The 25,319-nt window shown below is 74.3% G+C and carries 30 protein-coding genes; 14 read left to right on the forward strand and 16 right to left on the reverse strand.

Annotated elements, in window-relative coordinates; all coding sequences use genetic code 11:
• A partial coding sequence (locus tag VGP36_13145; protein HEV7655659.1) for a glycosyl hydrolase family 18 protein occupies nucleotides 1–1,817 on the forward strand: 1,817 nt, incomplete at its 5' end.
• Between the two features lie 52 nt (nucleotides 1,818–1,869).
• Here VGP36_13145 and VGP36_13150 read toward each other — a convergent pair.
• Complete coding sequence (locus tag VGP36_13150) at nucleotides 1,870–2,553, reverse strand: helix-turn-helix transcriptional regulator (GenBank protein HEV7655660.1); 684 nt, start codon at nucleotides 2,551–2,553, stop codon at nucleotides 1,870–1,872.
• Between the two features lie 613 nt (nucleotides 2,554–3,166).
• Nucleotides 3,167–3,943 carry a type I methionyl aminopeptidase gene (map, locus tag VGP36_13155; protein HEV7655661.1) on the reverse strand — a complete coding sequence of 259 codons (777 nt, stop codon included), beginning with the start codon at nucleotides 3,941–3,943 and terminating at the stop codon, nucleotides 3,167–3,169.
• Nucleotides 3,944–3,997: 54 nt separating this feature from the next.
• Between map and VGP36_13160 the strand changes: the two genes are divergently transcribed.
• Nucleotides 3,998–4,261, forward strand: coding sequence for a helix-turn-helix transcriptional regulator (locus tag VGP36_13160; GenBank protein HEV7655662.1), 264 nt, complete (start codon nucleotides 3,998–4,000; stop codon nucleotides 4,259–4,261).
• 5 nt (nucleotides 4,262–4,266) lie between these two features.
• Here the strand turns inward: VGP36_13160 and VGP36_13165 are convergent, their stop codons facing one another.
• Genes VGP36_13165 through VGP36_13175 form a run of 3 tightly spaced genes read right to left on the reverse strand, consistent with a single transcriptional unit; the run spans nucleotide 4,267 to nucleotide 7,068 of the window.
• Complete coding sequence (locus VGP36_13165; GenBank protein ID HEV7655663.1) at nucleotides 4,267–4,851, reverse strand: dihydrofolate reductase family protein; 585 nt, start codon at nucleotides 4,849–4,851, stop codon at nucleotides 4,267–4,269.
• Nucleotides 4,852–4,900: 49 nt separating this feature from the next.
• Nucleotides 4,901–5,875 carry a methylmalonyl Co-A mutase-associated GTPase MeaB gene (gene meaB / locus VGP36_13170; GenBank protein HEV7655664.1) on the reverse strand — a complete coding sequence of 325 codons (975 nt, stop codon included), beginning with the start codon at nucleotides 5,873–5,875 and terminating at the stop codon, nucleotides 4,901–4,903.
• A 14-nt stretch (nucleotides 5,876–5,889) separates the two neighbouring features.
• A complete protein-coding gene (locus VGP36_13175) occupies nucleotides 5,890–7,068 on the reverse strand; it encodes an acetyl-CoA C-acetyltransferase (protein HEV7655665.1) in 1,179 nt (392 codons plus the stop codon).
• 79 nt (nucleotides 7,069–7,147) lie between these two features.
• Between VGP36_13175 and mce the strand changes: the two genes are divergently transcribed.
• From mce to VGP36_13195, 4 genes are all read left to right on the forward strand, one after another.
• The gene (mce, locus tag VGP36_13180; GenBank protein HEV7655666.1) at nucleotides 7,148–7,570 is read left to right on the forward strand and encodes a methylmalonyl-CoA epimerase; all 423 of its coding nucleotides are present in this window, start codon (nucleotides 7,148–7,150) and stop codon (nucleotides 7,568–7,570) included.
• A 73-nt stretch (nucleotides 7,571–7,643) separates the two neighbouring features.
• Nucleotides 7,644–8,639 carry a hypothetical protein gene (locus VGP36_13185; protein HEV7655667.1) on the forward strand — a complete coding sequence of 332 codons (996 nt, stop codon included), beginning with the start codon at nucleotides 7,644–7,646 and terminating at the stop codon, nucleotides 8,637–8,639.
• 92 nt (nucleotides 8,640–8,731) lie between these two features.
• Entirely contained in the window at nucleotides 8,732–10,318 is a 1,587-nt protein-coding gene (locus VGP36_13190; protein ID HEV7655668.1) for an AI-2E family transporter, read from the forward strand.
• A gap of 27 nt (nucleotides 10,319–10,345) precedes the next feature.
• The gene (locus tag VGP36_13195) at nucleotides 10,346–11,308 is read left to right on the forward strand and encodes a hypothetical protein (GenBank protein HEV7655669.1); all 963 of its coding nucleotides are present in this window, start codon (nucleotides 10,346–10,348) and stop codon (nucleotides 11,306–11,308) included.
• A gap of 123 nt (nucleotides 11,309–11,431) precedes the next feature.
• Here the strand turns inward: VGP36_13195 and VGP36_13200 are convergent, their stop codons facing one another.
• From VGP36_13200 to VGP36_13220, 5 genes are read right to left on the reverse strand one after another with little or no spacing between them, the layout of a single operon-like run.
• Nucleotides 11,432–12,385: an aldo/keto reductase gene (locus VGP36_13200; GenBank protein HEV7655670.1), complete on the reverse strand. Its 954-nt coding sequence runs from the start codon at nucleotides 12,383–12,385 to the stop codon at nucleotides 11,432–11,434.
• A gap of 20 nt (nucleotides 12,386–12,405) precedes the next feature.
• Nucleotides 12,406–13,146, reverse strand: a complete 741-nt coding sequence (locus tag VGP36_13205; protein ID HEV7655671.1) for a glucose 1-dehydrogenase — start codon at nucleotides 13,144–13,146, stop codon at nucleotides 12,406–12,408.
• 42 nt (nucleotides 13,147–13,188) lie between these two features.
• Nucleotides 13,189–13,443, reverse strand: a complete 255-nt coding sequence (locus VGP36_13210) for a hypothetical protein (GenBank protein ID HEV7655672.1) — start codon at nucleotides 13,441–13,443, stop codon at nucleotides 13,189–13,191.
• A gap of 18 nt (nucleotides 13,444–13,461) precedes the next feature.
• Nucleotides 13,462–14,946, reverse strand: a complete 1,485-nt coding sequence (locus VGP36_13215) for an aldehyde dehydrogenase family protein (protein ID HEV7655673.1) — start codon at nucleotides 14,944–14,946, stop codon at nucleotides 13,462–13,464.
• Nucleotides 14,943–16,502 carry a GMC family oxidoreductase N-terminal domain-containing protein gene (locus VGP36_13220; GenBank protein ID HEV7655674.1) on the reverse strand — a complete coding sequence of 520 codons (1,560 nt, stop codon included), beginning with the start codon at nucleotides 16,500–16,502 and terminating at the stop codon, nucleotides 14,943–14,945. The genes VGP36_13215 and VGP36_13220 overlap by 4 nt, the downstream gene beginning before the upstream one ends.
• A 100-nt stretch (nucleotides 16,503–16,602) precedes the next feature.
• Between VGP36_13220 and VGP36_13225 the strand changes: the two genes are divergently transcribed.
• The 4 genes from VGP36_13225 (at nucleotide 16,603) to VGP36_13240 (ending at nucleotide 19,870) form a co-directional block, all read left to right on the forward strand.
• Nucleotides 16,603–17,322 (forward strand): DUF4230 domain-containing protein, encoded by a 720-nt coding sequence (locus VGP36_13225; protein ID HEV7655675.1) that lies wholly within the window; start codon nucleotides 16,603–16,605, stop codon nucleotides 17,320–17,322.
• Nucleotides 17,319–17,909, forward strand: coding sequence for a hypothetical protein (locus VGP36_13230; GenBank protein ID HEV7655676.1), 591 nt, complete (start codon nucleotides 17,319–17,321; stop codon nucleotides 17,907–17,909). Before VGP36_13225 ends, VGP36_13230 begins: the two co-directional genes overlap by 4 nt.
• Nucleotides 17,881–19,602, forward strand: a complete 1,722-nt coding sequence (locus VGP36_13235; GenBank protein HEV7655677.1) for a DUF885 domain-containing protein — start codon at nucleotides 17,881–17,883, stop codon at nucleotides 19,600–19,602. The genes VGP36_13230 and VGP36_13235 overlap by 29 nt, the downstream gene beginning before the upstream one ends.
• Nucleotides 19,603–19,693: 91 nt before the next feature.
• Nucleotides 19,694–19,870, forward strand: a complete 177-nt coding sequence (locus VGP36_13240) for a hypothetical protein (GenBank protein ID HEV7655678.1) — start codon at nucleotides 19,694–19,696, stop codon at nucleotides 19,868–19,870.
• On the opposite strand, the gene nucS is transcribed toward VGP36_13240, so the two are convergent.
• Together nucS and VGP36_13250 are read right to left on the reverse strand one after the other, a co-directional pair.
• A complete protein-coding gene (gene nucS / locus VGP36_13245) occupies nucleotides 19,822–20,481 on the reverse strand; it encodes an endonuclease NucS (GenBank protein ID HEV7655679.1) in 660 nt (219 codons plus the stop codon). The genes VGP36_13240 and nucS overlap by 49 nt on opposite strands.
• A gap of 39 nt (nucleotides 20,482–20,520) precedes the next feature.
• Nucleotides 20,521–21,249: an SDR family oxidoreductase gene (locus tag VGP36_13250; protein ID HEV7655680.1), complete on the reverse strand. Its 729-nt coding sequence runs from the start codon at nucleotides 21,247–21,249 to the stop codon at nucleotides 20,521–20,523.
• 18 nt (nucleotides 21,250–21,267) lie between these two features.
• Between VGP36_13250 and VGP36_13255 the strand changes: the two genes are divergently transcribed.
• The gene (locus tag VGP36_13255) at nucleotides 21,268–21,990 is read left to right on the forward strand and encodes a DUF2071 domain-containing protein (GenBank protein HEV7655681.1); all 723 of its coding nucleotides are present in this window, start codon (nucleotides 21,268–21,270) and stop codon (nucleotides 21,988–21,990) included.
• Here the strand turns inward: VGP36_13255 and VGP36_13260 are convergent.
• Nucleotides 21,987–22,295, reverse strand: coding sequence for an STAS domain-containing protein (locus tag VGP36_13260; GenBank protein ID HEV7655682.1), 309 nt, complete (start codon nucleotides 22,293–22,295; stop codon nucleotides 21,987–21,989). The two genes, VGP36_13255 and VGP36_13260, sit on opposite strands and share 4 nt — an antisense overlap.
• 174 nt (nucleotides 22,296–22,469) lie before the next feature.
• Here VGP36_13260 and VGP36_13265 point away from each other — a divergent pair, with 174 nt between their 5' ends.
• Nucleotides 22,470–22,811 (forward strand): hypothetical protein, encoded by a 342-nt coding sequence (locus VGP36_13265; GenBank protein HEV7655683.1) that lies wholly within the window; start codon nucleotides 22,470–22,472, stop codon nucleotides 22,809–22,811.
• Nucleotides 22,812–22,820: 9 nt separating this feature from the next.
• A complete protein-coding gene (locus VGP36_13270; GenBank protein ID HEV7655684.1) occupies nucleotides 22,821–23,393 on the forward strand; it encodes a cob(I)yrinic acid a,c-diamide adenosyltransferase in 573 nt (190 codons plus the stop codon).
• Here VGP36_13270 and VGP36_13275 read toward each other — a convergent pair.
• Genes VGP36_13275 through VGP36_13285 form a run of 3 tightly spaced genes read right to left on the reverse strand, consistent with a single transcriptional unit; the run spans nucleotide 23,390 to nucleotide 24,735 of the window.
• Nucleotides 23,390–23,836: a DUF2550 domain-containing protein gene (locus tag VGP36_13275; GenBank protein HEV7655685.1), complete on the reverse strand. Its 447-nt coding sequence runs from the start codon at nucleotides 23,834–23,836 to the stop codon at nucleotides 23,390–23,392. The two genes, VGP36_13270 and VGP36_13275, sit on opposite strands and share 4 nt — an antisense overlap.
• Before the next feature lie 5 nt (nucleotides 23,837–23,841).
• Entirely contained in the window at nucleotides 23,842–24,234 is a 393-nt protein-coding gene (locus VGP36_13280; protein ID HEV7655686.1) for a F0F1 ATP synthase subunit epsilon, read from the reverse strand.
• Between the two features lie 36 nt (nucleotides 24,235–24,270).
• Nucleotides 24,271–24,735 carry a dCMP deaminase gene (locus VGP36_13285; GenBank protein HEV7655687.1) on the reverse strand — a complete coding sequence of 155 codons (465 nt, stop codon included), beginning with the start codon at nucleotides 24,733–24,735 and terminating at the stop codon, nucleotides 24,271–24,273.
• Nucleotides 24,736–24,882: 147 nt separating this feature from the next.
• Here VGP36_13285 and VGP36_13290 point away from each other — a divergent pair.
• Nucleotides 24,883–25,319: dihydrofolate reductase family protein (locus tag VGP36_13290; GenBank protein HEV7655688.1), on the forward strand; the 437-nt coding region annotated here is incomplete at its 3' end.

Here is a 25,319-nt window from a genome sequence, read left to right on the forward strand (position 1 = left end):
ACGAGGCGACCTACCGCATCGCCAACGCCGGCACCACGTCCACCTCCAGCTGGACGCTGGAGTTCGACCTGCCGGCCAACGCCCACGTGACCTCGCTGTGGGAGGGCACGTTCACCCAGACCGGCACCCACGTCACCGTCCACAACGCCGCCTGGAACGGCTCGATCGCGCCCGGCGGATCGGTCGCGCCGGGCTTCGACGCCGCCTACAGCGGGACGTTCGCGGCGCCGGCCAACTGCCTGATCAACGGCGGCGCCTGCGGTGGTGGCGGGACCACGCCGCCACCCCCGCCGCCGGGCGACACCACCGCGCCGTCGGTGCCGACCGGGCTGCACTCGACCGGCACCACCTCGACCGCGGTCTCGCTCGGCTGGACCGCGTCGACCGACAACGTCGGCGTCACTGCGTACGACGTGTTCCGCAACGGCGCGCTGGCGACGTCGGTGATGGGCACCGCGGCGACGGTCTCCGGCCTCACCGCGAGCACGGCCTACTCGTTCCAGGTCGCCGCCCGCGACGCCGCCGGCAACTCCTCCGCCCGCAGCGCGGCGGTCAGCGTGACCACGTCCGCGGGCGGGACGACGCCACCGCCGCCACCGCCGACGGGCGGCAAGCGCAAGGTCGGCTACTTCGCGCAGTGGGGCATCTACGGCCGCAACTTCACCCTGCACACGCTCGACCAGCAGGCGATGGCCGGCAAGCTCACCACGATCAACTACGCGTTCGAGAACGTCGGCGCCGACGGCAAGTGCTTCGAGGCCAACCTGGCCGGTCAGGGCGACGCGTTCGCCGACTACCAGAAGACCTTCGACGCGGCCACCTCGGTCAGCGGCGTGGCCGACACGTTCTCCCAGCCGTTGAAGGGGAACTTCAACCAGCTGCGCGAGCTGAAGGCCAAGTATCCGAACCTGTCCGTGCAGCTGTCGATCGGCGGCTGGACCTACTCGAAGTTCTTCTCCGACGCGGCGCTGACCGACGCCTCCCGGCAGGCGCTCGTCTCCTCCTGCATCGACATGTTCCTCAAGGGCAACCTGCCGCTGGTGCAGGGCGACCCGTCCGGCGGTCCCGGCTCCGCGGCCGGCATCTTCGACGGTATCGACGTCGACTGGGAGTGGCCCGGCTCCGACGGCAACGTCGGCAACGTGATCCGGCCCGCGGACAAGCACAACTTCACGCTGCTGATGGCCGAGTTCCGGCGGCAGCTGGACGCGTACGGCGCGACGGTGGGCAAGCACCTCTCGCTCTCGGCGTTCCTGCCGGCTGACCCGGCCAAGATCGCGGCCGGCTTCGAGGTGCCGCAGATCTTCAGCTCGCTGGACTGGGGCACCGTGCAGGGCTACGACTTCCACGGCGCGTGGGAGACCACGACCATGCACCAGGCCAACCTGTTCCCGGTCGCCAACGACCCGTCGCCGGTGAAGTTCAGCGACGACCTGGCGATCAGCTCGTACACCTCCCTGGGGACGCCGGCGTCGAAACTGCTGCTCGGGCTGCCCTACTACGGGCGGGGGTGGACCGGCGTCGGCGCGACCAACAACGGGCTGTTCCAGGGCGGTACCGCCGCCACCGGCACCTGGGAGGCCGGCATCGAGGACTACAAGGTGCTGAAGAGCCGGGCCGGCACCCGGTTCCGCGACACCGCCTCCGGCTCGCTCTGGTTGTACGACGGCACGAACTGGTGGTCGTACGACGACCCGACCGTCATCGCGCAGAAGACCTCGTACGTCAAGACGAAGGGTCTGGGCGGGGTCATGGTCTGGGAGCTCGACGGTGACGACGGCACGCTGACCACCGCGGTGGACACCGGACTCCGGTAGGGAGTTCGCGGACGGGGCCCGGGGAGGCGTGGCAGCGGACCTCCCCGGGCCCTCACCGTCCATCACGAAGCCGGGCCAGGGCCCGGGCCACGTGCAGGTCGTCCGCCTCGATGCCGTGCAGGGTCCGGACCGCGACGGTCATCCCGGTCACGAGGACCGACGTCGCCTCGGGCAACGCGTCGACGAGGCGGACCCGGAACTCCCCGTCGAGCGTCCACCAGCGCATCGGACCCGGCGTTCGTGGGTCGGGATACGTCATGTCGAAACGCAGCCACACCTCGTTCCATCGCTCGGCGTATCTGCGCCGGATCACCTCGGCCAGGACGTCGAGCCGGCTCCGCTCGACCACGATGTCGAGACGCCGCACCGCGATCGGCACGCCGTGCAGGACGGCGCCGACCGCACCCTCGACGACGGGCCGTGCGGGCTCGAGCAGCCGCAGCAAGCCGGTCGCATCGAAGTGGTGACCGAGCAGCCGCTGCTCCAGCGGGATCGACCGTGTCGCCTCGATCTCCGCGTCGAGGACGGCGGCCGGCTGCTCGATCGGCTCGGTCTCCCATCGCAGCTGCTGGCCGATCGCGGCCAGGACCCGGCCGACGACGGTCGCGCTCGGGCGCCGTGTGCCGCGCTCGACCGCCGACAGCGTGGACTGCGACACACCCGCGCGCTCGGCCAGCTCGGTCTGGGTCAGCATGGCCTTCTCCCTCCGGTCTCTGAGCAGGTCGCCGATCTCCATGTGGCAAGCCTGCCGGGGGCGGATCGGCCGCGGCAGAGCGAAAGCGGGATCTGTGGACGACCGCCGGCCCTGTGGACAAGGGCGCCTCGGGGAGGCACCGCGATCGCGGCCCTACCACCGGGAGTGGTAGATACCACTCCCAGTGGTACGGCTCTCGGAGGTGTGCCCGCCCGGGCGCTGCACGACCTTCCGAGTCGGCCGGCAGCGAGGATGCCTACTGTTGGCCGGCAGCGGCAGAAGAAGTGCGCACGCTCAACCTCTCGACTCCTGCGGTACTGGTGGCGGCTGCCGCCGGCGCGAGTGATCAGGGTCGGTTCGGCCGCCGCGTCGTCCGTGTTGGGCTCGCGTGACCTGGTGCGCCGCCGACGTCGGCGATAGGGCCGCCGTCGGCTTCCGTCACGACACCGATGTGCCTCACGTGCAGGCCGGGCCAGTGCGGCAATACCACTAGAAGTAGTGATTACCACTCTCCGTGGTACGGCATTCCGAGGTATCCGCCCCGGGACGGCGCTGGTCGCCGTTGCGTCGCGGATCAGCGGAGGGGCGGCGGCGCTCAGCCCGGTGAAGACGGCACCACGGGAGCAGTGGTTCCGAGGTGGGACGGCGGCGGGGGTCAGCGGGTGGTGAGGATGTCGCCGCCGGTGGCGGTGACGACGACGGTGTGTTCGGCGTGGGCGGCCCGGGAGCCGTCGGCGGTGACCACGGCCCAGCCGTCGCGCTTGTGCTTGTAGCGGCCGGCGCCGAGCACCAGCATCGGCTCGATCGCGATCGTGTTGCCGGCCCGCAGCCGGTACCAGCCGCCCTCCTCGGTCGGCACGTTCGGGATGAACGGCCCCTCGTGCATCCGCCGCCCGATGCCGTGGCCGCCGTGGTCGACGACGTGGTCGTAACCGTGCGCGCGGGCGACCGCGTCGATCGCGACGGCGACGTCGCGCAGGGTCGCGCCGGGGACCGCGGCCGCGACTCCCGCGGCCAGCGCCTCCTCGGTCGCCGCCCGCAGCGCCTCGTCGCCGGGCGTCGGCTGTCCGATGTGGACGGTCAGGGCGCCGTCGCCGTGCCAGCCGTCGGCGATCGCACCGCAGTCGATGGACAGCAGGTCGCCGTCGTGCAGCCGGCGGCCACTGGGCCGGCCGTGCACGATCGTCTCGTTCGGGCTGAGGCAGAGCACGCCGTCGTACGGGCGCGGGGCCCAGGTCGGGAGGTAACCGAGGAAGGACGGCGTCGCCCCGGCGTCGTCGATGCAGGTGCGGGCGACGTCGTCGAGGTCGCGCAGCTTGACGCCGGGCACGGCCTGGGCGCGGACGGCCGCGAGCGTCTCGGCGACGACACGGCCGGCCTCGCGCATCGCCTCCAGCTCCGTCGCGGTACGCAGCGGCAGGGTCAGGTTCATGGGACGACGGTACAACTATCCCGGGATAGTTATCGCGTGGGGTAGGGTTCGGGCATGGTCCGGGAGGCGCTGAGCGAGCTGGAGCGGGCCCGCGGGCTCGCGCTCGGGGCGGCGTTGCGGCGGGCCCGCGGCGAGATGCCGGTGCGGGAGCTGGCCGCCCGGGCCGGGCTCGCGGAGGAGACGATCCGCAAGATCGAGCGCGGCGGGGTGCCGACGCCGGCGCTGTTCACGGTCGCCGCGATCGCCTCGGTGCTGGACCTTCCGCTGGACGACCTCGTCCGCGCCGCCGCCGGCACCACCCACACCGCCGTCGCCTGACCGCCTCAGCGCCGAACCCGGTACCGCAGGTGCAGCACGCGCTTGGCCAGCTCCTCGTCCTCCGGCGTGGACAGCTGGCGGATCAGGTCGAGCTCGATGAGCTCGGCCGGCAGGCCGTCGAACAGCCGCCGGCCCTGCCCGAGCAGGACCGGTACGACGTGCAGCTCCAGCTCATCGAGCTCCCCCGCCCGCAGCAGCGCCTGCGCGACCCCGGCCCCGTGCACCATCACGTCGCCGTCCCCGGCCGCCGCGCGGGCCTGCTCCGCGCACGTGCGTACGTCGGTGGCGTAGCGGACGCCGCCCGGCGGCGGCTCGTCCGGGACGTGGTGGGTCAGGACGAAGATCGGTACGCCGTCGTGATGGTCACCCTGCCAGCGGCCGGCCAGCTCGTACGTACGGCGGCCGGAGATGACGGCCCGGGTCGCGCCCATCTCGGCGAACACCTGGCCGCTCGGGCCCGGGTCGTGGCGCCGGTCGAGCCAGTTGAACAGGCGGAACCCGCCGGCGCCCATGGGTGCGTCCGCGTCGTCCCCCGGCCCGGCCACGTACCCGTCCACCGACACGGACATGTAGAGCCTGATCTTGCCCATCGGCTGTTCGTCCCGTCCCCGGTTCGCGCCGCAACCCGATCCGGGCCGGCTAGGTGGTGAGGCTATCCACCAGCTCGTCGGCGGCGGTGAACGGATCGGTGCTGCCGGCGACGACCTGAGCCGCGAGCGTGTCCAACGCCGCCGAGCCGTGCAGGTCGCCGATGCGGGCGCGGAGAGCGGCGACCGCGATCGCCTCGACCTCCGCCGCGGCCCGGGCCGTACGCCGCCGCTCGCCCTCGCCGGAGGACTCCAACCAGGCGGCGTGCTTGTCCAGCGCGGCCAGCAGGTCCTCGATCCCCTGCCCGCGGGCCGCGACCGTGGACACGATCGGCGGCCGCCAGGCGCCCGGCTCGGAGTGCCGGCCGCCGAGGGCGAGCATCGCCTTGAGGTCCCGTACGGTCTGCTCGGCGCCGTCCCGGTCGGCCTTGTTGACCACGAGCACGTCGGCGACCTCGAGGATGCCGGCCTTCGCGGCCTGGATCCCGTCGCCCATGCCCGGCGCGAGCAGCACCACCGTGGTGTCCGCGGTCGAGGCGACCTGCACCTCGGCCTGGCCGACCCCGACGGTCTCGATCAGCACGACGTCGCAGCCGGCCCCGTCCAGCACCCGGACGGCCTGCGGCGTCGCCCAGGCCAGGCCGCCGAGGTGCCCGCGGGAGGCCATCGACCGGATGAACACCCCGGCGTCGGTGGCGTGGTCCTGCATCCGGACCCGGTCGCCGAGCAGCGCCCCGCCGGAGAACGGCGAGGACGGGTCGACCGCGAGCACGCCGACCCGGTGGCCCGCCGACCGCAGGGCCTTCACCAGCATCGAGGTCGACGTCGACTTGCCGACCCCGGGCGAGCCGGTCAGGCCGATCACCCGGGCCCGGCCGGTGTGCGGGGCGAGCGCGGCCGCGACCTCCCGCAGCCGCGGCGACGCGGACTCGACCAGCGAGATCAGCCGGGCGACCGACCGCGCATCCCCGGTCCGGGCGCGCGACACCAGCGTCGCGACGTCCGCGGAACGGCGGGTCGAGGTCACGCGCGCAACGTAGCTCAGACCTTGAGCAGCAGCGCGTCGCCCTGACCGCCGCCGCCGCAGAGCGCCGCCGCGCCGAGACCGCCGCCACGCCGGCGCAGCTCCAGCACCATGGTCAGCGCGAGCCGGGCGCCGCTCATCCCGATCGGGTGGCCGAGCGCGATCGCGCCGCCGTTGACGTTGGTGATCTCCGGCCCGATGCCCAGGTCCCGCATCGACTGGACGCCGACGGCCGCGAACGCCTCGTTGATCTCGACCAGATCGAGATCGGCCACGGACAGTCCCGCCTTGCCCAGGGCCGCCATGATCGCGTTCGACGGCTGCGAGTGCAGCGAGTTGTCCGGACCGGCGACCGTGCCGTGCGCGCCGATCTCGGCCAGGACCGGCGCGCCGAGGCGCTCGGCCGCGGCCCGGGACATCACCACGACCGCGCAGGCGCCGTCCGAGATCGGCGAGGAGGTGCCCGCGGTGATCGTGCCCTCCCTGCTGAACGCCGGCCGCAGCTTGGCCAGCACCTCGGCGGTGGTGTCGCCGCGGATCCCCTCGTCCTCGCGCATCTCGATCGGCTCGCCCCGCCGCTGCGGGACCTGCACCGGCACGATCTCCTCGTCGAACACGCCGTTCTTCTGCGCCGCCGCGGCCCGCTGGTGCGACCGGGCCGCGAACTCGTCCTGCTCCGCGCGGGTCAGCCCGAGCTTGGCGCTGTACCGGTCGGTCGACTCACCCATCGGGATGTGGTCGAAGGCGTCGACGAGCCCGTCGTGGGCCATGATGTCGAGCATCTCGACCGCGCCGTACTTGTGGCCCTTGCGCAGGCCGGGCAGCGCGTGCGGCGCGTTGGTCATCGACTCCATGCCGCCGGCCACCACGATCTCGAACTCGCCGGCGCCGATGAGCTGGTCGGCCAGCGCGATCGCGGCCAGCCCGGACAGGCAGACCTTGTTGACCAGCAGCGACGGGACGCTCATCGGGATGCCGGCCTTGACCGTCGCCTGCCGGGCCGGCATCTGCCCGGCGCCACCCTGCAGGACCTGGCCGAGGATGACGTAGTCGACCTGCTCGCCGGTGATCCCGGCCCGCTCCATCGCCGCCTTGACCGCGACCGCGCCGAGGTCGGCGCCGGAGAGGTCCTTGAGGCCGCCGAGCAGCTTGCCCATCGGCGTCCGCGCGCCGCTGACGATCACGGATCCGGGCACCGCAGGACCTCCCGCACGTCGATGTGTGTCCCCACAGCCACCGTACCGCCGGTCCGTACGGGTGGGTTACGGTCGGGCTGTGTTCCTGCGCATAGACCACGTCGGCATCGCGGTCCCCGACCTTGACGCCGCGATCGCCTGGTATGGCGAGACGTTCGGGCTGGCCAGCGTGCACGAGGAGGTCAACGAGGAGCAGGGCGTCCGGGAGGCGATGCTCGCCGTCGGCGACGGCACGACCCGGATCCAGCTGCTCGCCCCGCTGCGGCCGGACTCGGCCATCGCGAAGTTCCTGGACCGCAGCGGGCCCGGCATCCAGCAGGTCGCGTACACGGTCGAGGACGTGGAGAAGGTGTCCGCGGAGCTGCGCGGCAAGGGCCTGCGGCTGCTGTACGACACCGCCCGCCGCGGCACCGCGAACTCGCGGGTGAACTTTTTGCATCCGACGGACGCCGGGGGCGTCCTGGTCGAGTTGGTGCAGCCCGCGGACCCGTCCTCCCACTGACTGGGCAGACGGCCGGGATGTAGACCGAACGCCGGGATGCCCGACCCCGGCGGCGGATGGGACGATGGGACGCATGGACCGCCGCGAGCAGCCGACCGAGCTCCTGCCCCTGCTGGAGGGGGCCACGACCTTCGACATCGTGCTGCGCGGGTACGACCGCCACCAGGTCCACGAACATGTGGAGCGTCTGGAGGCGGACCTGCGCATCGCCGTCGCCGAGCGGGACACCGTCGCCGCCCGGTTGACCGAGCTGGCCGGCCAGCTGGCCGCCGCTCACAACGAGATCGACGCACTGCACGCCCGACTCGGCCAGGTGCACACCGGGGAGCCGTCGCTGGACGACGTGAGCGACCGGATCAAGGGCATGCTGCAGCTCGCCCAGCAGGAGGCCGTGGAGATCCGCAGGAAGGCCGAGCGGGACTCGGTCGAGCTGCAGGAGCGGTTCCACAAGCTGAACAGCGAGGTCGAGACCAAGCTGACCTCGGCCGACCGCAGCTCGGCCGAGACATTGTCCTCGGCCGAGCAGAAGGCCGCCGCGGCGCTCGGCGACGCCCAGGAGCGGGCGGCCCGGCTGGTCGCCGAGGCCGAGACCGCGGCGGCCGGCATGGTGTCCGAGGCCGAGCAGCGCGCCGCCCGGCTGACCTCGGAGGCCGACGCGCACTCGGCCGAGGTGCACTCGTCGGTGGCGACGCTGGACGGCGAGGCCGAGGAACGGCGCCGGCAGGCCGACGAGGAGGCCGAGTCGAAGCGGACGCAGGCCAGCGAGGACTTCGAGATCACCTTGCGCAATCGGCGGTCCCGCGAGGTCGCGGCCGACGAGCAGCGCCGGGCCGACCTGGCCCGGGAGCTGGCGGAGCAGAAGAAGGCCACGGCCAAGGCGGCGCAGGACCGGATCGACGCGGCCGAGGCCGAGGCCGACCGGCTGGTCGCCGAGGCCCAGGCCCGGGCGCGGGAGCTGGCGACGGTCCGGACGACCGTGCTCGGCCAGCTGTCCGCGGTCCGCGGCATCCTCGACCAGGTCCCGGCCGCGGCCGCGGCCTCGCTGGAGGAGTGGCCGGGCCGGGACTGACCCGGCCCCGGGAACCACCGGCGGGGGCGCCTGTCCAGCGTCCCGGCCCGGCCGTACGCTGCCCGCGTCGGGTGTGAGGGAGGCGTACGGCGGTGAGCGAGGACGGCCCCGAAGAGGGTGCCCGGCAGGCGGCGGAAGCGGCGGAGCGCGCCGCCACCGCGGCCGACCACGCCGCACACCACGGTGCCGTCGCGGCCGAGACGGCCGAAGGCGCCCGCGACGCGGCCGACCGGGCCCGCTCCGACGCGGCGAACCACCGCGACGGCGCCGAGGCCGCCGCCGAGACCGCCACCGACGCCCGCGAAGCGACCGACGAGGCCCGCGCCGAGGCCGCCGGCCACCAGGCTCTGGCCGCGGACGCGCAGAAGGCGGCCGACAGTGCCCGGGGGGAGGCCGCGGAGCATCGGGACGGGGCCGCGGACGCGGCCGAGACGGCGGAGATGGCGCGCGATCAGGCGACCGTGGCGAGGGACGGCGCGGAGCGGGCGAGCGAGACCGCCGAGCTGGCCCGCGCCCGGGCCAGCGCCGTCGCCGAGGCCGAGGCCGTGCAGGGGATCTCGGACCTGCCCGCGGGCGACCCCGTCCTCGACCCGGAGGTCCGGGCCGAGGAGGCCGGGGTCGACGCGGCCAACCCGCTCGGACGCCCCGGCCTGCCGCTGAACCGCCGCTCCCCGTTCCGGATCGGCTTCGCCGGCGCGCTCGGCGTCGGCGCCGCGTACCTGCTCTACCAGGCGATCGTCAGCGCCAAGTCCGTCCTCGTGCTGGTCATCGTGGCCGCGTTCCTGGCCATCGGACTCAACCCGGTGGTGTCCCGGCTGGAGCGCACCGGGATGCGCCGGGGCATGGCCGTCGGCATCGTCTTCCTCGGCGTGGTCGCGTTCTTCGTCCTGTTCGGGTACGCGGTGCTGCCGCCGGTCGTGACCCAGATCGCCAACTTCGTCGAGGCGCTGCCCGGCTACATCCGCGACCTCGGCGACAACCCGACGATCAAGGACCTGGACGGCCGGTTCGGGATCATCAACCGGGCCCAGACCTACGTCACCGGCGACCTCGGCCCGCAGATCGCGGCGAACGCGCTGACCGTCACCCAGCGGGTCGCCGGCCTGGTCCTCAAGGGCCTGACGATCCTGATCCTGACGCTCTACTTCCTCTCGTCGTTCAACTCGATCAAGCAGACGGCGTACCGGCTGGTGCCGCGGACCCGGCGGGCCCGGGTCAGCCTGATCGGGGACGAGATCCTCAGCCGCGTCGGCGGGTACGTCGCCGGTGCCGTCGTGGTCGCCCTGATCGCCGGGGTCTCGTCGCTGGTCTGGGTGAGCGCGCTGGGCATCCCGTACCCGCTGGCGCTGGCCCTGATCGTCACGTTCACCGACATCATCCCGCTGATCGGCGCGACGATCGGCGCGGTCGTCGTGACCGCGGTGGCGTTCTTCGTCTCGCTGCCGGTGGGGATCGCGACCGGCATCTTCTTCCTGGTCTACCAGCAGGTGGAGAACTACCTGGTCTACCCCCGGGTGATGAGCCGGTCGGTGGACGTGAACCCGGCGGCCGCCATCGTGGGGGCGCTGATCGGCGGTACTCTGCTCGGGTTCGTGGGGGCGCTGCTGGCGGTGCCGGCAACGGCGGCGATACAGCTGATCCTGCGGGAGGTCCTGGTCCCACGCCAGGACGCACAGTAACCACTGTTTGCAGGCAGGATGGGTGGCATGTCCGAACGCACCGACTTGGGCTACCTCAACGACCTCAGCGTCGACCACGGCTTCGACGTGGCCTTGCGCGGCTACGACCGGCGGCAGGTGGACGACTACCTGGCCGGGCTGGAGAGCCAGCTGGCGACGCTGCGGCACGAGCGCGAGTCGGCCGGCGACCGGGTCGGGATGCTCGAGCAGCGGCTGGAGGAGCTGCAGATCGAGCTGCAGACGGCGCAGCGACAGGTCGCCGAGTTCGAGCCGTCGTACGCGGGACTCGGGGCGCGGGTGGAGAACATCCTCCGGCTGGCCGAGGAAGAGGCGATGAGCCTGCGGGCCGAGGCCGGCACGCACGGCGACCGCGTCCGGGCCAAGGCCGAGGAGGACGCCAAGCGGGTCCGCGCCGACGGCGACCGGGAGGCCCGCGACATCGTCGGCGCGGCCGAGCGGGAGGCCGGCCAGCGCCGGGCCGCCGCCCTGGCCGAGGTCGAGTCGCTACGCAGCGAGGCCGGCAAGGACGCATCCGCGGTCCGGGCCGAGGCCGCCAGCGAGCTGGAGGAGGCCCGGGCCAAGGCGGCCCAGGCCGCGAAGGACTTCGAGACCACGCTGTCGCGCCGGCGGGACCAGGCCGAGCAGGAGCTCTCGGCCCGGCTGGCCGAGGTCGAGCGCCGGCTGACCGAGACCAGCGACGCCGCCGAGTCGGTCAAGCGGGACGCGGACGCGCACCGGGCCGAGAGCGAGCGGCGCGCCGCGCAGATCCTCGAGGCCGCCCGGCGCGAGTCCGAGACGCTGGTCACCGAGGCGACCGCGAAGGCGAGCCGGCAGCGGGGCGAGGTCGAGCGGGAGCTGGGCACGCTGGTCCGGCGCCGCGACAGCGTGCAGGCACAGCTGCAGAACGTGCGGGAGATGCTGGCCACGATGACCGGCGCCAGCGTCGGCCCGGGCGAGGACGACGCCCCCGCCCAGACCGAAGAAAGCTAGCCCCGGGCCGGGCTGCGGACTGCAGCCGGCCGGACTGCCGAGTGCAGCCGGCCGGACTGCACTGCGGCCGGCCGGACTGCCGCCTGCGGCCGGCCGCCGGGCCGCGACCGGAGTCGCTCGGGGTCAGGCTGCCGGCGCGCTCGTGCGGGGAACGATCTCGTCGAGCTCGGCGAGATCGTCCTCGGCCGGCTCCCACTCCCCCGCGGCCGCGTTGGCCCGGACCTGGTCCGGGGACGTGGCCCCGGCGATCACCGACGCCACCGCCGGCTGCGCCGCCAGCCCGCCGATCGCGACGTCCAGCATCGACAGCCCACGCCGGTCCGCGTACGCCCGGAGCCCCTCGATCGCGTCCCAGGGCGCGTTCTCGTGCAGCTCGCGGCGGCGGTCGCCGAGCCGGGTCCCGGCCGCCGGCTCCTCGTCCCGCGAGTACTTGCCGGTGAGCAGCCCGTTGGCCAGCGGGTAGAACGGCAGCAGCCCCACCCCGTACGCCTCGCAGGCCGGCACCAGCTCGGCCTCGGCCGTCCGGTCCAGCAGGCTGTACGAGTTCTGCGCGCTGACGAACCGCTCCCCGGCCGCCACGTGGTCGGCCTGGGCGACCTGCCAGCCGGCGAAGTTGGACGAGCCGAGGTAGCGGACCTTGCCCGCGGTCACCAGCTCGTCCAGCGCGGCCAGGGTCTCCTCGATCGGCGTCAGGCCGTCGGGCTTGTGGTACTGGTACAGGTCGATGTGGTCGGTCCGCAGCCGCCGCAAGGACGCCTCGACCGCGGTCCGGATGTATCGGCGGGAGCCGAGCGCGCCCCAGTCCGGCCCGTTGGCCCCGCGCATGCTGCCGCCGAACTTGGTCGCCAGCACGAACTGCTCCCGGTCGGTGCCGAGCACCTCGCCGAGGATCTCCTCGGACTGACCCGAGTGCCCGCCGTACACGTCGGCGACGTCGAGCAGGGTCACGCCGGCGTCGAGCGCCGCGTCCAGGGTCTTGCGGGTGGCGGGGGCGTCGATCGTCCGGCCGAGGTTGTTGCAGCCGAGGCCGACGACGGAGACGACGAGACCGGAGTGTCCGAGCGGGCGATAGCGCACGGACCAACCCTATGCCGGGCTCAGACGGCGGTCTGACCCCCGTCCACGACCAGCGTCTGGCCGGTCATGAACGACGACGCGTCCGAGGCCAGGAACACCGCCGGACCGGCCATCTCCTCGGCCTTGGCCCAGCGGCCCATCGGGATGGTCGAGGTGAGCCCGGCGTAGAGGTCCGCGTTCTCCCAGAGGGAGCGGTTGAGATCGGTCGCGGTCCAGCCCGGGCACAGCGCGTTGACCCGGACCCCGCTGCTGGCCCACTCGACCGCGAGGGTGCGGGTCAGCGAGATCACGGCGGCCTTGGACGCGCCGTACTGCGCCATGGCCGGGGTGGCGGACAGGCCGGCGACGCTGGCCACGTTGATCACCGAGCCGCTGCCGCGCTCCAGCAGGTGCGGCGCCGCGGCCTGCAGGACGTGCACGGTGGAGTCCACGTTCAGCCGCATGACCTTGGACCAGCCGGCGAACCGCAGCTGCGGGAACGGGACCATGACCCCGTTGCCGCCGACGTTGTTGACCACGATGTCGAGGTGGCCGAGCTGCTCGATCGCGGCCGCGACCACGCCGCCGGCGATCTCGGGGTCGGTGACGTCGCCCGGCAGCGCGTGGCCGCCGACCTCGGACGCGGTCTTCGCCAGCTGCTCGACGCCGCGGCTGTTGAGCGCGACCTGCGCGCCGGCCTCGACGAACGCGGCCGCGACGGCGGCGCCGATGCCGCGGGAGGCGCCGGTGATCAGAGCGGTCCTGCCGGTGAGATCGAACACGCCTCCGACCCTAGTGCGGCGGAGCCGACGGCGAGAGACGGCCTAGTGCCGGGGAGCGGAGCGGGACCGCTGGGTCCGGACGCCGCGCTGGTCGCGGGCCCGCCAGCACGGCGCGTGCCAGTGCCGGCGGTCGGCCGCCTCGGCGTCCGCGAGCGGCCAGACGACGACGTGCGGGGTGGCCGGGCGGATCAGCTGGTCGCAGCCGGGGCACCGGTACGGCTTGGTGCTGGCGCTGCCGGTGATCCGGCGGACCTGGTGGTCCTCCCCCCGCCACTCCTCGATCGTCTCCAGGGCCATGGACCCAGGGTAATCACGCTACGGGCGGGGAGCCCGCCCGTAGACCGAGCGCAGCACCATCCCGAGCCCCTTGATCGCCCAGGGCTTGCGGTCGAAGCGGGTCACGTCGATCGGGGCCGGGAACCGCTGCCGGGTGATCGCCTTGGTCCGGGCGAACTCGCGCAGCCCGTCATCGCCGTGGATCCGCCCGAAGCCGGAGTCGCCGACGCCGCCGAAGGGCAGCGCGCCCACGCCCGCGTACCCCAGCACCGAGTTGACGCTGGCCATCCCGGACCGGATCCGGCGGGCGATGTCCTCGCCGTCGGCCTTGGCGAACACGGCCGCGCCGAGGCCGTACCCGGTCGCGTTGGCGCGCTCGACGGCCTCGTCCGCGTCGGCCACCCGGGCCACCGTCAGGGTCGGGCCGAAGGTCTCCTGGGTGACCGCCTCGGCGTCCTCGGGCACGTCCACCAGCACGGTCGGGTACGCGTACGGCGGGCGGACCGCGTCGGCGCCCCCGACCAGGGCCCGGCCGCCCCGGTCCAGCGCGCCGGCCACGTGCCGGCGGATCACGTCGAGCTGGGCGGGCACCGTGGCCGGGCCGTACGAGGCCGTCCGGTCGTCACCCGGGCGCAGGGTCCGGGCCTTGGCCGTCAGGGCCGCGACGAACTCGTCGTAGACGGCGTCCACGGCGTACACCCGCTCGATGCCGATGCAGGTCTGGCCGCCGTTGGCCATCCCGCCCCAGAGCGCGGCGGTGGCGGCCGCGTCGACGTCGGCGTCCGCGTCGACGATGAGCGCGTCCTTGCCGCCGCACTCCAGCAGCACCGGCGTGAGCGTCTCGGCGCAGGTGGCCATGATCTTCTTCGCGGTCGCGGTCGAGCCGGTGAACGCGAGCTTGTCCACCCCCGACCGGCACAGGGCCGCCCCGGTGCTCCCGGCCCCGGTGATCAGCTGCAGCACCGGCTTCTCCGGCACCACCGCGGCGAAGCTGTCGACCAGCCACTGCCCGACCGCCGGGGTGTGCTCCGAGGGCTTGAACACGACCGCGTTGCCGGCCGCGAGCGCGTAGACGATCGAGCCCATCGGGGTGAAGACCGGGTAGTTCCACGGCCCGATGACGCCCACCACCCCGTACGGCTGGTACTCCACCGACGCGGCCAGGTTGGCGACCAGCACGCCCGGGCGGACCTTGCGCCGGCCCAGCACCCGCGCGGCGTTGGCGGGCGCCCAGTGCACGTGCTCGACCGCGCTGGCCAGCTCGATCATCGCGTCGTCGACCGGCTTGCCGGTCTCCCGGTGGATCAGCTCGGCCAGCTCGCCGGACCGGTTGGCCAGCCGGGCCTGCCAGATCCGCAGCCGCGCCGCCCGCCCGGCGAACCCGAGCGAGTCCCACCAGGCCGCCGCCGTCCGGGCCCGGTCCACAGTGGACCGTACGGCGGCCTCGTCGTGGACGGAGAACGTGCCCACCGGCTCGCCGGTCGCGGGGTTGACCGACTCGAAGGTGTCCACTGTGGACGTCATGACGCTCCTGTCAGGGCCGGGTTCCGGACGCGACCGCGGATGAGGTCGGCGGCGCGCTCGGCGATCGCGATGGTGGGGGCGTTGGTGTTGCCGCGCGGGACGGCCGGCATCACGGCGGCGTCGGCGACCCGCAGCCCGGCCACGCCGTGCACGCGCAGCTCGGCGTCCACGACCGGGCCGATCGAGCAGGTGCCGACCGGGTGGTAGAGCGTCTCGGTGCCGGCCCGGACGGCGGCCTGCGGGTCCAGCGCGGCCGGACCGTACGGCGCCTGGATGATGTCCGCGAGCGGGCCGGTGGCGGCGATCCGGTGGGCCAGCTCGACCCCGGCCGTCATGACCGCGAGGTCGGCCGGGTCGGTGAAGTAGCCGGCCTCGATCCGGGGCCGCCAGCGCGGGTCGGCCGAGCGCAGCGTGAGCCGGCCGCGGCTGCGGACGTGCACGACGGTCGGCGCGATCGTCATCCCGGCCGCGAGCACGGCCCGGCCGTGGTCGACCACCATCGCGGGCATCGCCAGCAGCTGCAGGTCCGGCGCCGGAGCGTCCGTGGTCCGGACGAACCCGCCGGCCTCGGCCACGTTGGAGGTCAGCGGGCCGCGGTGGCCGGCCAGCCAGCGCAGCACGTTGGCCGGCGTCTCGGCGTCGCGCAGGTCGGGCACGCCGCGGGTGCGGAAGTTCAGCGGCAGGGTCGGGTGGTCCTGCAGGTTCTCCCCCACCGGCAGGTCGGCGGCGACCTCGACGCCGAGCGCCTCCAGCGCGGCCGCCGGCCCGATCCCGGAGACCAGGAGCAGCTGCGGGCTGCCGATCGCCCCGGCCGCCAGCACGACCTCGCGCCGGGCCCGGACGACCTCGGTGCTGCCCTGCCGGGTGACCACGACCCCGGTGGCCCGGCCGCCCGCCAGCACGATCCGGCCGACCGCGGCGTCGGTGAGCACGGTGAGGTTGCGCCGTCCCAGCGCCGGGCGCAGGTAGGCGTCCGCGGCCGACCAGCGCCGACCGCCGCGCTGGGTCACCTGGTAAGGCCCGAACCCGTCCTGGGCGGCGCCGTTGAAGTCCGGGTTGGCCGGCAGCCCGGCCGCGGCCGCCGACTCCAGGAACGCCGTGACCAGCGGGTGCTGCCGGCGCAGATCCTCCACCCGCAGCGGACCCCCGACCGCGTGGTACGCCGAGGCGCCCCGGGCGTTGTCCTCGGCCCGCAGGAAGTAGGGCAGCAGGTCGCGCCAACCCCAGCCGGGCACGCCCCAGCCGTCGTAGTCGGCCGCCGCGCCGCGGATGTAGATCATCGCGTTGATCGAGGAGCTGCCGCCCAGGGTCCGCCCCCGCGGCCAGGCCAGCCGCCGCCCGGCCAGCTCGGGCTCCGGCTCGGTGCGCAGGTCCCAGTCCCGCTCGGTGCCGAAGAGCTGGTAGAACGCGGCCGGCAGCCGGACCTCGACCGGGTCGTCGGGCGGCCCCGCCTCCAGCAGCAGCACGCTCGTGCCGGGGTCCTCGGACAGCCGGGCGGCGAGCACGCAGCCGGCACTGCCCGCGCCGACGACCACGACGTCGTACGCGCCGATCATGCCCGTCACGCTACTCGTGGGTAATGCCGGATCGTTCGGCCGTGCGGCGGAACGGGTAAGAACAACCTTGGAAACCGTCCAAGGCCGGGGAGGCTCGGGAATGTCCAGCGACACCGACGCGGAGCCGCGGCGGAGCACCGACCGGGGCGGGGCCACCCGCATCACCGGCGGCATCCGGCGCGGGTTCGTCCGCACCGTGGTCACCGGCGTGGTCGTGCTCCTCGTGGCCCTCCTGGCGCTGCTCGGGCTGCGCTCGCTGTCGAAGTGGCCGTTCGGGGACGAGGACAGGGACCGCAGCGGGCCGGCCGTGCTCGTCGCGATGCGCGACCTGTCCGAGTACCACGCCGCCGCCGGGGAGTACCAGGTGCTCATCGACATCCAGCAGGACGCGAAGTTCCTGCCCGACATCATCAAGGGCAAGCGGACGATCTTCCTCGCGGTCGGCTCCGTCGACGCGTACGTGGACTTCCGCAAGCTCGGCGACGACGCGGTCACCGTCTCCGCGGACCGCAAGTCGGTCTCCCTCACGCTCCCGCGCGCGCAGCTGTCGACGCCGAACGTCGACCCGACCCAGAGCCGGGTGCTCAACCAGGACCTCGGCGTCGTCGACCGGCTCGGCGGGCTGTTCTCGGACGAGCCCAACCCGCAGAACCAGCAGATGTACGTGCTGGCCCGGCAACGGCTGGCCGACGCCGCCGGCCAGGTCGGGCTGCAGAAACGGGCCGAGGACAACACGAAGACCACGCTGGACAAGCTGATGCGCTCGCTCGGCTTCACGAACGTGACGATCACCTTCGTGAATCCGGCCGCCGGCGGGTGACCCGCCGCGGGCCGTGGTGGGCGCTGGCGATCCTGGCCGTCACGGTCGGGCAGCTGCTGGTCGCGACGCTCGCGCCCGGCCTGGAGCGGTTCGAGGGCAAGGCGTTCGCGGGCCGGCTCGTCGCGTACCCGCTGCTGATGCTGCTGGTGCCGGCGCTGTGGGCGCGCCTCGGCGGGCGGCCGCTGCCCTGGGGCCCGTTCGCGCTGCTCATGCTGCCGTTCGCGATCGACGTCACCGGCAACACCCTGGACCTGTACGACTCGGTGACCTGGTGGGACGACGCCAACCACCTGGTCAACTGGTTCCTGCTCACGCTCGGTGCCGGGCTGCTGCTGCTGCGGGCCGGGATCCGGCCGGCCTGGGCGCTGGGACTGCTGGTGGCCGGGATCGGCGCACTGCTCGCGATCGGCTGGGAGCTGGCCGAATACGTGACGTTCATCCGGGGCGGGACCGAGCTGGACACCGCGTACACGGACACGCTCGGGGACGAGGCGCTCGGCTGCCTCGGCGCGGTGCTGGCCGGTGGGCTGATCGCGCGGCGGGCTACCGTGGGTTCTCGTGGCGAGCCCGGTCTTCGACATCTGTGAGCGGTACGTGGTCGGCCTCGCGGCCCTGGATCCGGTCTGGGGGACGATGCGCGGGGTCGCCGGGGCGGCCGGCGCCGCGACCGACTACGGGCCCGCGGGCACCGAAGCCAAGACCGACCTGGCCCGCTCGACACTCGCCGATCTCGACCGCGCCGAGGCGGCCTTCTCGACCGGCCCAGCCGGCGCGACGGGCGCGGGCGGCGCGACGGGCGCGGCCGCCCCGGGCGACGCGGCCGGCTCGGCGGCGGACGGAGCTGCCGCCGTGTTCCTGAGAGGACGGTTGCGGGCGGAGCTCGCAGCCGCCGAGGCGGGCGAGCCGTACCGGGCGCTGCGGGCGCCGTTCGGCCTGCTGTCGACCGTGCGGGACAGCGTCGACCTGCTGCCCAAGGCGAGCGACGACGACTGGAACGCGGTCGGCGCCCGGCTGTCCGCGGTGCCGCTGATGCTGGCGTCCTGGCGGGACAGCCTGCAGGTGGGGCTGGACCGCGGGCTGCCGGCCGCGCGCCGGCAGGCGGTCGAGGCCGCGCTGCAGGCCGACCGGTACTCCGAGGGCACGACCCACGCCCCTGTCGTCACCGCGTACGGCGACGGCCCGCTCGGGCCCGCGCTCGCGGCCGCGGCCATCGACGCGCACTCGGCGTACGCGGACACGGCGGACTGGCTGCGCAAGGTCTACGCGCCCCGGGCCGCCGAAGCCGACGGGGTCGGGCCGGAGCGGCACGCGCTGTTCCGCCGGCTGATGCTCGGCGCCGACCCCGACCCGGTCGAGTCGTACGAGTGGGCCTGGGCCGAGCTGCACCGCATCGAGGACGAGATGGCGGCCGAGGCCGAGCGGGTCGCCCCCGGCGCCGGCATCGAGGGCGCGCGGGCGCTGCTGGACGAGACCGACGTGGTCGAGGGGACCGAGGCGTACCGGGTCTGGCTGCAGGAGCAGCACGACGCGGCGATCCAGCGGCTGGACGGCGTGCACTTCGACATCGCGCCCGAGCTGCGGGCGGTCGACGCGACGCTGGCGATCGGGTCCAGCTCGGGCTCGGCCTACTACACCCCGCCGGACGAGGCCTTCACCCGGCCCGGCCGGACCTGGTGGCCGCTCGGCGACCGGGACCGGTTCGCGGTCTGGGCCGAGCAGACCACGGTCTTCCACGAGGGCGTCCCCGGCCACCACCTGCAGCTCGGTCAGGCCCGGCTGATGGGCGACCGGCTGTCCCGGCACCAGAAGGTCGGCGGCGTCCCCGGCCACTCCGAGGGCTGGGCGCTGTACGCGGAACGGCTCGCCGACGAGCTCGGCTGGTTCGACACCCCCGGCCGCCGGCTGGGCATGCTCAAGGGCTCGGCGCTGCGCGCGGCCCGGGTCGTCATCGACCTCGGCGTACACCTCGACCTGCCGATCCCGGCGGCCGAGGCCGAGCGGCACGGCCCGCGCTGGACGTTCGAGGTGGCGACCGAGGTGCTGCGGGACCGGGGCCGGATCGCGGCCCACCGGCTGCACCCGGAGATCGTGCGGTACTTCGGCTGGCCGGCCCAGGCGACCGCGTACAAGCTGGGCGAGCGGGCCTGGCTGGCGGCCCGGGACGAGGCGCGGACCCGGCTCGGCGCCGGGTTCGACCTCAAGGCCTGGCACACGGCGGCGCTCGGGCTCGGGCCGGTCCAGCTCGACGACCTCGCCGCCGCCCTCCGCACCGCCGGCTGACTCCCCGGCCGCCGGCAGGACGATCATCGGCCTGCTCGGCCGCTACGGCGACGGCGCCCGCAACGCGCTGCCGGACTGGATCGACCTGCTCGTGGTCATCGCCTGGCGCCTGGTGATCTTCTACTACGCCGTCAGCCTGGCCATGCCCAGCGAGAAGGTCGCCCAGGCCGTCCGCTTCGAGGAGAAGACGGAGGAGCAGAACACCGACCTGCGTACGGCTCAGAAGAGGCGGGTGCTGGGGTCGTCGACGCCGCGCAGGGCGTCGTAGTCCAGGGTGACGCAGGCGATCCCCCGGTCGGCGGCCAGCACGCGCGCCTGCGGGGTGATCGACTGGGCGGCGAAGACCCCGCGGACCGGGGTCAGCACCGGGTCGCGGTTCATCAGCTCCAGGTAGCGGGTGAGCTGCTCGACGCCGTCGATCTCGCCGCGGCGCTTGATCTCGACCGCGACCGAGGCGCCGCCGGCGTCCCGGCAGAGGATGTCGACCGGGCCGATCGCGGTCGGGTGCTCGCGCCGGACCAGCCGGTAGCCCGCGCCGAGGGTATGGATCTGCTCGGCCAGCAGCCGCTGCAGGTCGGCCTCGACGCCGTCCTTGACCAGGCCGGGGTCGGTGCCCAGCTCGTGCGAGGAGTCGTGCAGGACCTCCTCCAGCGTGATCAGCAGCCGCTCCCCGGCCTTGTTGGTGACCGTCCAGAGGCCGTCCTCCTCGCGGAGGGTGCACGGCGGGCTCATCCAGTTCAGCGGCTTGTACGCCCGGTCGTCGGCGTGGATCGACACCGACCCGTCCGCCTTCACCAGCAGCAACCGCGGCGCCATCGGCAGGTGCGCGGTCAGCCGTCCCACGTAGTCCACACTGCACCGCGCCACGACCAGCCTCACGGCGAAGGAGGCTAGCTCACCCCGCCGCCGTTCCGTCCGTCAGACCCGGCCGTGGCCGCCGTCGACCCGGATGCGTTCACCGTTCACGAAGGACGCGGCGTCCGACGCGAGGAACGACACCGCAGCCGCGACCTCGGCCGGGGTGCCGAGCCGCCCGCCGGGCAGGTGGACGGCGTACGCGGCCAGCTCCGCCGGCGTCGCCCCGGCATGGCGCTCGACCGGGATCCAGCCCGGCGCGACGGTGTTCACCGTGATGCCCCAGCGGGCGACGTGTTGCGCCATCGCGCCGGCGAGGCCGAGCTGCGCCGCCTTCGCGGCGACGTACGCGGCCATGTCCGGCGGGACCCGGTCGGTGATGTCCGACCCGATGTGCACGATCCGCCCCCAGCCGGCCGCCTTCATCCCCGGCAGCACGGCCTGGCTCAGCAGCAGCGGGCTGCGGGCGAAGAAGGCCAGCTGGTCGAGCAGGTCGGCCCAGCTCAGCTCCTCGAACGGGATCCCGGGCTGCGGCCCGGTGGCATTGCAGACCAGCACCTCGACCGGGCCCAGGCTCAGCTCCACCTCGCGCACGAGCCGCGTCACGGCGGTCTCGTCGGTCACGTCGGCCTCGACCGCGGTGCCGCCGATCCGCTCGGCCACGGCCCGGGCCTCGGCCTCCGTCCCGGCGACGTAGTTCACCGCCACCCGCATCCCGTCCGCAGCCAGCCGCTCCGCCATCGCCGCGCCCAACCCTCGCGACGCACCCGACACCAACGCCACCCGGCCCATCGGTACAGGATGGGGCACGTGGAGCCCCTCACGGCGACGACCCCGCGGCCGGTGCGCACCACCGTGTTCCGTCAGGCCTGGCTGGACCTGGCCTTCGTGCACTGGGCCCTGGACCCGGACGTGGTGGCGCCGCTGCTGCCGCCGGGTGTCCGGCCGGACGTGCTGGACGGCGCGACGCAGGTCGGGCTGGTCGCGTTCCGGATGCGGGACATCGGGATCGGGCCGACGCCGGGCATCCCGTACCTCGGGTCGTTCGCGGAGACCAACGTGCGGCTCTACACCGTCGACGAGGCCGGCCGCCGCGGGGTGTTCTTCCGGTCCCTGGACGCGACCCGGCTGGTGCCGGTGCTGGTGGCCCGCGCGCTCGGGGTCCCGTACGTCTGGTCGCGGATGTCGGTGACCGACGCCGGCCCGAGGCACGCGTACGTCTGCCGTCGCCGCTGGCCCGGGCCGCGCGGGACGACGAGCGCGCTGGTCGTGCGGGCCGGGGAGCGGGTGGGCGAGCCGACCGAGCTGGAGCGGTTCGTCACCGCCCGCTGGGGGCTGCACCTGAGCGGGCGGCGCGGGGCGGCGGCGTACTGGCCGAACGAGCACCGGCAATGGCCGCTGCACCGGGCCGAGCTGGAGTACCTGGACGACGGGCTGGTCGCCGCGGCGGGGTTGCCGCAGCCGCTGGGAACGCCGACGAGCGTGCTCTGGTCGCCGGGCGTGCGGGTCCGCTTCGGACCCAAGAAGACCTAGGCCGGAACGCGCTCCGGCTCGACCGTGATCACCCGGTCCAGCCGGGTCACCTTGAGCAGCCGGGCCACCCGGAACGACGCGCCGCGCAGCACCAGCTCGCGGCCGTCGAGGCGGGCCCGGCGGTGCGCGCCGACCAGCACGCCGAGGCCGGTCGCGTCCAGCAGCTCGACCCCGGACAGGTCCACGACCAGCCGGCCGCGGCCGACGGCCAGCGCCGAGTGCAGCGCGTCCCGGACCGGGCCGGCGGCACGCGCGTCCAGCCGTCCGACCAGCGTCACTTCGCCTGCCGTCGTCGTCACCAGCATGGCGTCTCCATCCCCCGCGATGCGCCGTCACCCAGGAGACTCCGTTGCCGGCCGTGGCGATGCATCCTCGGCGAAACTGTCACCGGATCGTCACCTACCGCACAGTTGGTTGGCAGGTTCGACACCCGAGTGCACCTGGAGACGCGTCGACGCCTTCGGTGCGAGACTGGGCGCGTGCCCATCGACGGCGTGAACCCCACCCACTATGCGATCAGCCCGGTGATCGCGATCGTCGTGGTGGCGGTGCTGGCGATGCTCAGCAAGTGGATCTTCGGGTCCGGGCGGCGGCGGACCGCGGCGGCCCGCCGGCTGGTCCCGCAGGGCACCCAGATCGACACCGGCCTGCTGCGCGCGGTCGCGGAGCTGCCGGACCGGACCGCGGCGGCGGCGCTGCGGGCGGTGCTGTCGAAGGCCGGGATCCGGTCCACGGTCGGCGTCCGGGGTGACGGCCGGGTCCAGGTGCTGGTCTTCCCGGCCGACGAGGAGCAGGCGCGACGGCTGGTGCCGCCCGGATAGTGTCGGGACATGGCCGTGCACCTCACCCGCATCTACACCAAGACCGGCGACGCGGGGACCACCGCGCTCGGCGACCTGAGCCGGGTCCGCAAGACCGACCCCCGGCTCGTCGCGTACGCGGACGTGGACGAGGCCAACTCGGCCATCGGCGTCGCGCTCGCGCTGGGCGACCTGGCCGAGCCGGTGGCCGCGGTGCTCACCACCGTGCAGAACGACCTGTTCGACGTCGGCGCCGACCTCTGCGTGCCGGTCGTGGAGGCGCCCGAGTTCCCGCCGCTGCGGGTGACCGACGCGCAGGTCGAGCGGCTGGAGGCGGCCTGCGACGAGTTCAACGCCGGCCTGCGCAAGCTGGACAGCTTCCTGCTCCCGGGCGGGACTCCGGGGGCCGCGCTGCTGCACCAGGCCCGGACGATCGTGCGGCGGGCCGAGCGCAGCGCCTGGGCGCTGATCGAGGCCGACCCGGACCGGACCACCGAGGTCCCGGCCCGCTACCTGAACCGGCTCTCGGACCTGCTGTTCATCCTGGCCCGCACGGCCAACCCGGACGGCGACGTCCTCTGGACGCCGGGGGCGAACCGCTAGCTCGCGGCGTAACCCGGGATCGCGAAGCCGGGCGGCGCGGACTCCAGCCAGGACAGGAAGCCGGTGACCGCGCCGGAACTCATCGCGACCTGCACCGGCCCGTCGTCGTCCTCGCACTCCACGATGACGGCGCCGGCCTGCACCGCCCAGGACTCGGCCCCGGACGGCTGCCGACGGCCGATCACCTGCAGCTCGCGCCGGGACAGCGTCCGGGCCGGCTTCACGGTGAGCGCGAACAACCGGTACCAGTGCAGGTCCTCGCCGGTGTAGCGGCCGACGCCGAGGGCCCAGCCGCCGCCGATCCGGCCGAAGCGGGTGCGCAGGCTCATGTCGATCGACCCCGCCGGGCGCAGCAGCACCCTCCGCCGCAGCGCGAGCACGACCAGGAGGAGGGCCACCAGCGCCACGGCTACCACGACGGCTAGGACGACCTCCACCGCCATGGCGGCTACACGGACTGGCCGGTTGCGCGCAGGCGGGAGAGCGCCCGGCTCGCGGCGGCCGCCGCCTCGTCGTCGTCCTCGCCCGCGGACCGGGCTTGTTCCAGGGCCTGCTGGGCTCGGCCGACGTCGATCTCGTCGGCCTGCTCGGCGACCTCGGCCAGGATCGAGACGCCGTCCTCGGTCACCGACAGGAAGCCGCCGTGCACCGCGAAGACCAGCTCCTCGCCGCCCTCCTGCTGGACGCGGACCACCCCGCCGGGGGCCAGCTCGCCCAGCAGCGGCGCGTGGCCGGGCAGGACGCCGAGCTCACCCTCCGTAGTCCGGGCGATGACCATCGTCGCGTCACCGGACCACAGCAGACGCTCGACCGACACGAGCTCGACGTGCACCGTTGCCACGCGGGATCTCCTTCACCGTTCGGAGTCCACCGCAGTCTAGCGAGGTCCCAACAGGTGCGCGTTGACCGCCCGTACGGCCGCAGCCAACTCGGCCATCTCGACCACTTCCACCCCGGCAGCCGCCAGCAGCGCGGCGCCGTCACAGTCGGCGAGCAGCGGCGGCTCCCGCAGCGCGAACACGACCCGGGCCACCCCGGCCTCGATCGCGAGCTCGGTGCAGCTGCGGTCCCGGGACCGGCGGACGCTGCACGGTTCCATCGAGGTGTAGAGCGTCGCCCCGGCGACCTCGGCCCGGGCCGCGAGCCGGGCCAGCGCGACCTCCTCGGCGTGGTCGGCCGGGTCGACCTCGCGGGAGTGGCCGGCGTCGTGGGTCAGCCCGTCGGCGCCGAGCACGACCGCCCCCACCGCGTACGCCGTGGTGCTGGGCGGGCAGCGCCGGGACCGCTCGATCGCGGCCAGCAGCAGCGCCCGGTCCCCGGGCCGCTCCCCTGCCACCGGCACCGTCGTCGCTCCCGTCGGGTCCATCCCGCGCCACGCACGCGGGCCGTCGCGGTCCAGGTTGCCAGCCGGAGCGAGGAACGCCCATGGCCGCCCCACCGGCCGGGTGTGTCAGCGCAGGTGTGGTACGCCCCGCTAGCGTCCCGGGGTATGCCCGGGCGCCCGTACGTCGTGCTCAGCGCGGCCGTGTCGGTGGACGGCGCGCTGGACGACCGGTCGCCGGCCCGGCTCATGCTCTCGGGTGATGCCGACCTGGACGCCGTGGACGCGCTGCGGGCGAGCTGCGACGCGATCCTGGTCGGCGCCGGCACGGTCCGGGCCGACGATCCGCGGCTGCTGGTCCGCTCGGCCGAGCGCCGCCGCGAGCGCGAGGCGCGGGGACTGCCGCCGACGCCGGCCCGGGTGGTGCTGACCCGCGGCGCGCTCGACCCGGCCGCGGCGGTCTTCGCCGGCGGCCCGCCCCCGCTGGTGCTCGCCGGCACGTTGCCGGACGTGTTCGCCGAGCTGGCCGGCCGGGGCGTGACGCGGCTGCTGGTGGAGGGCGGCGCGAGCGTGCTGACCGCGGTGCTGGCGGCCGGGCTGGCCGA

The sequence above is a fragment of the Mycobacteriales bacterium genome (genome assembly GCA_035995165.1).
Taxonomy (GTDB): Bacteria; Actinomycetota; Actinomycetes; order Mycobacteriales; family CADCTP01; genus CADCTP01.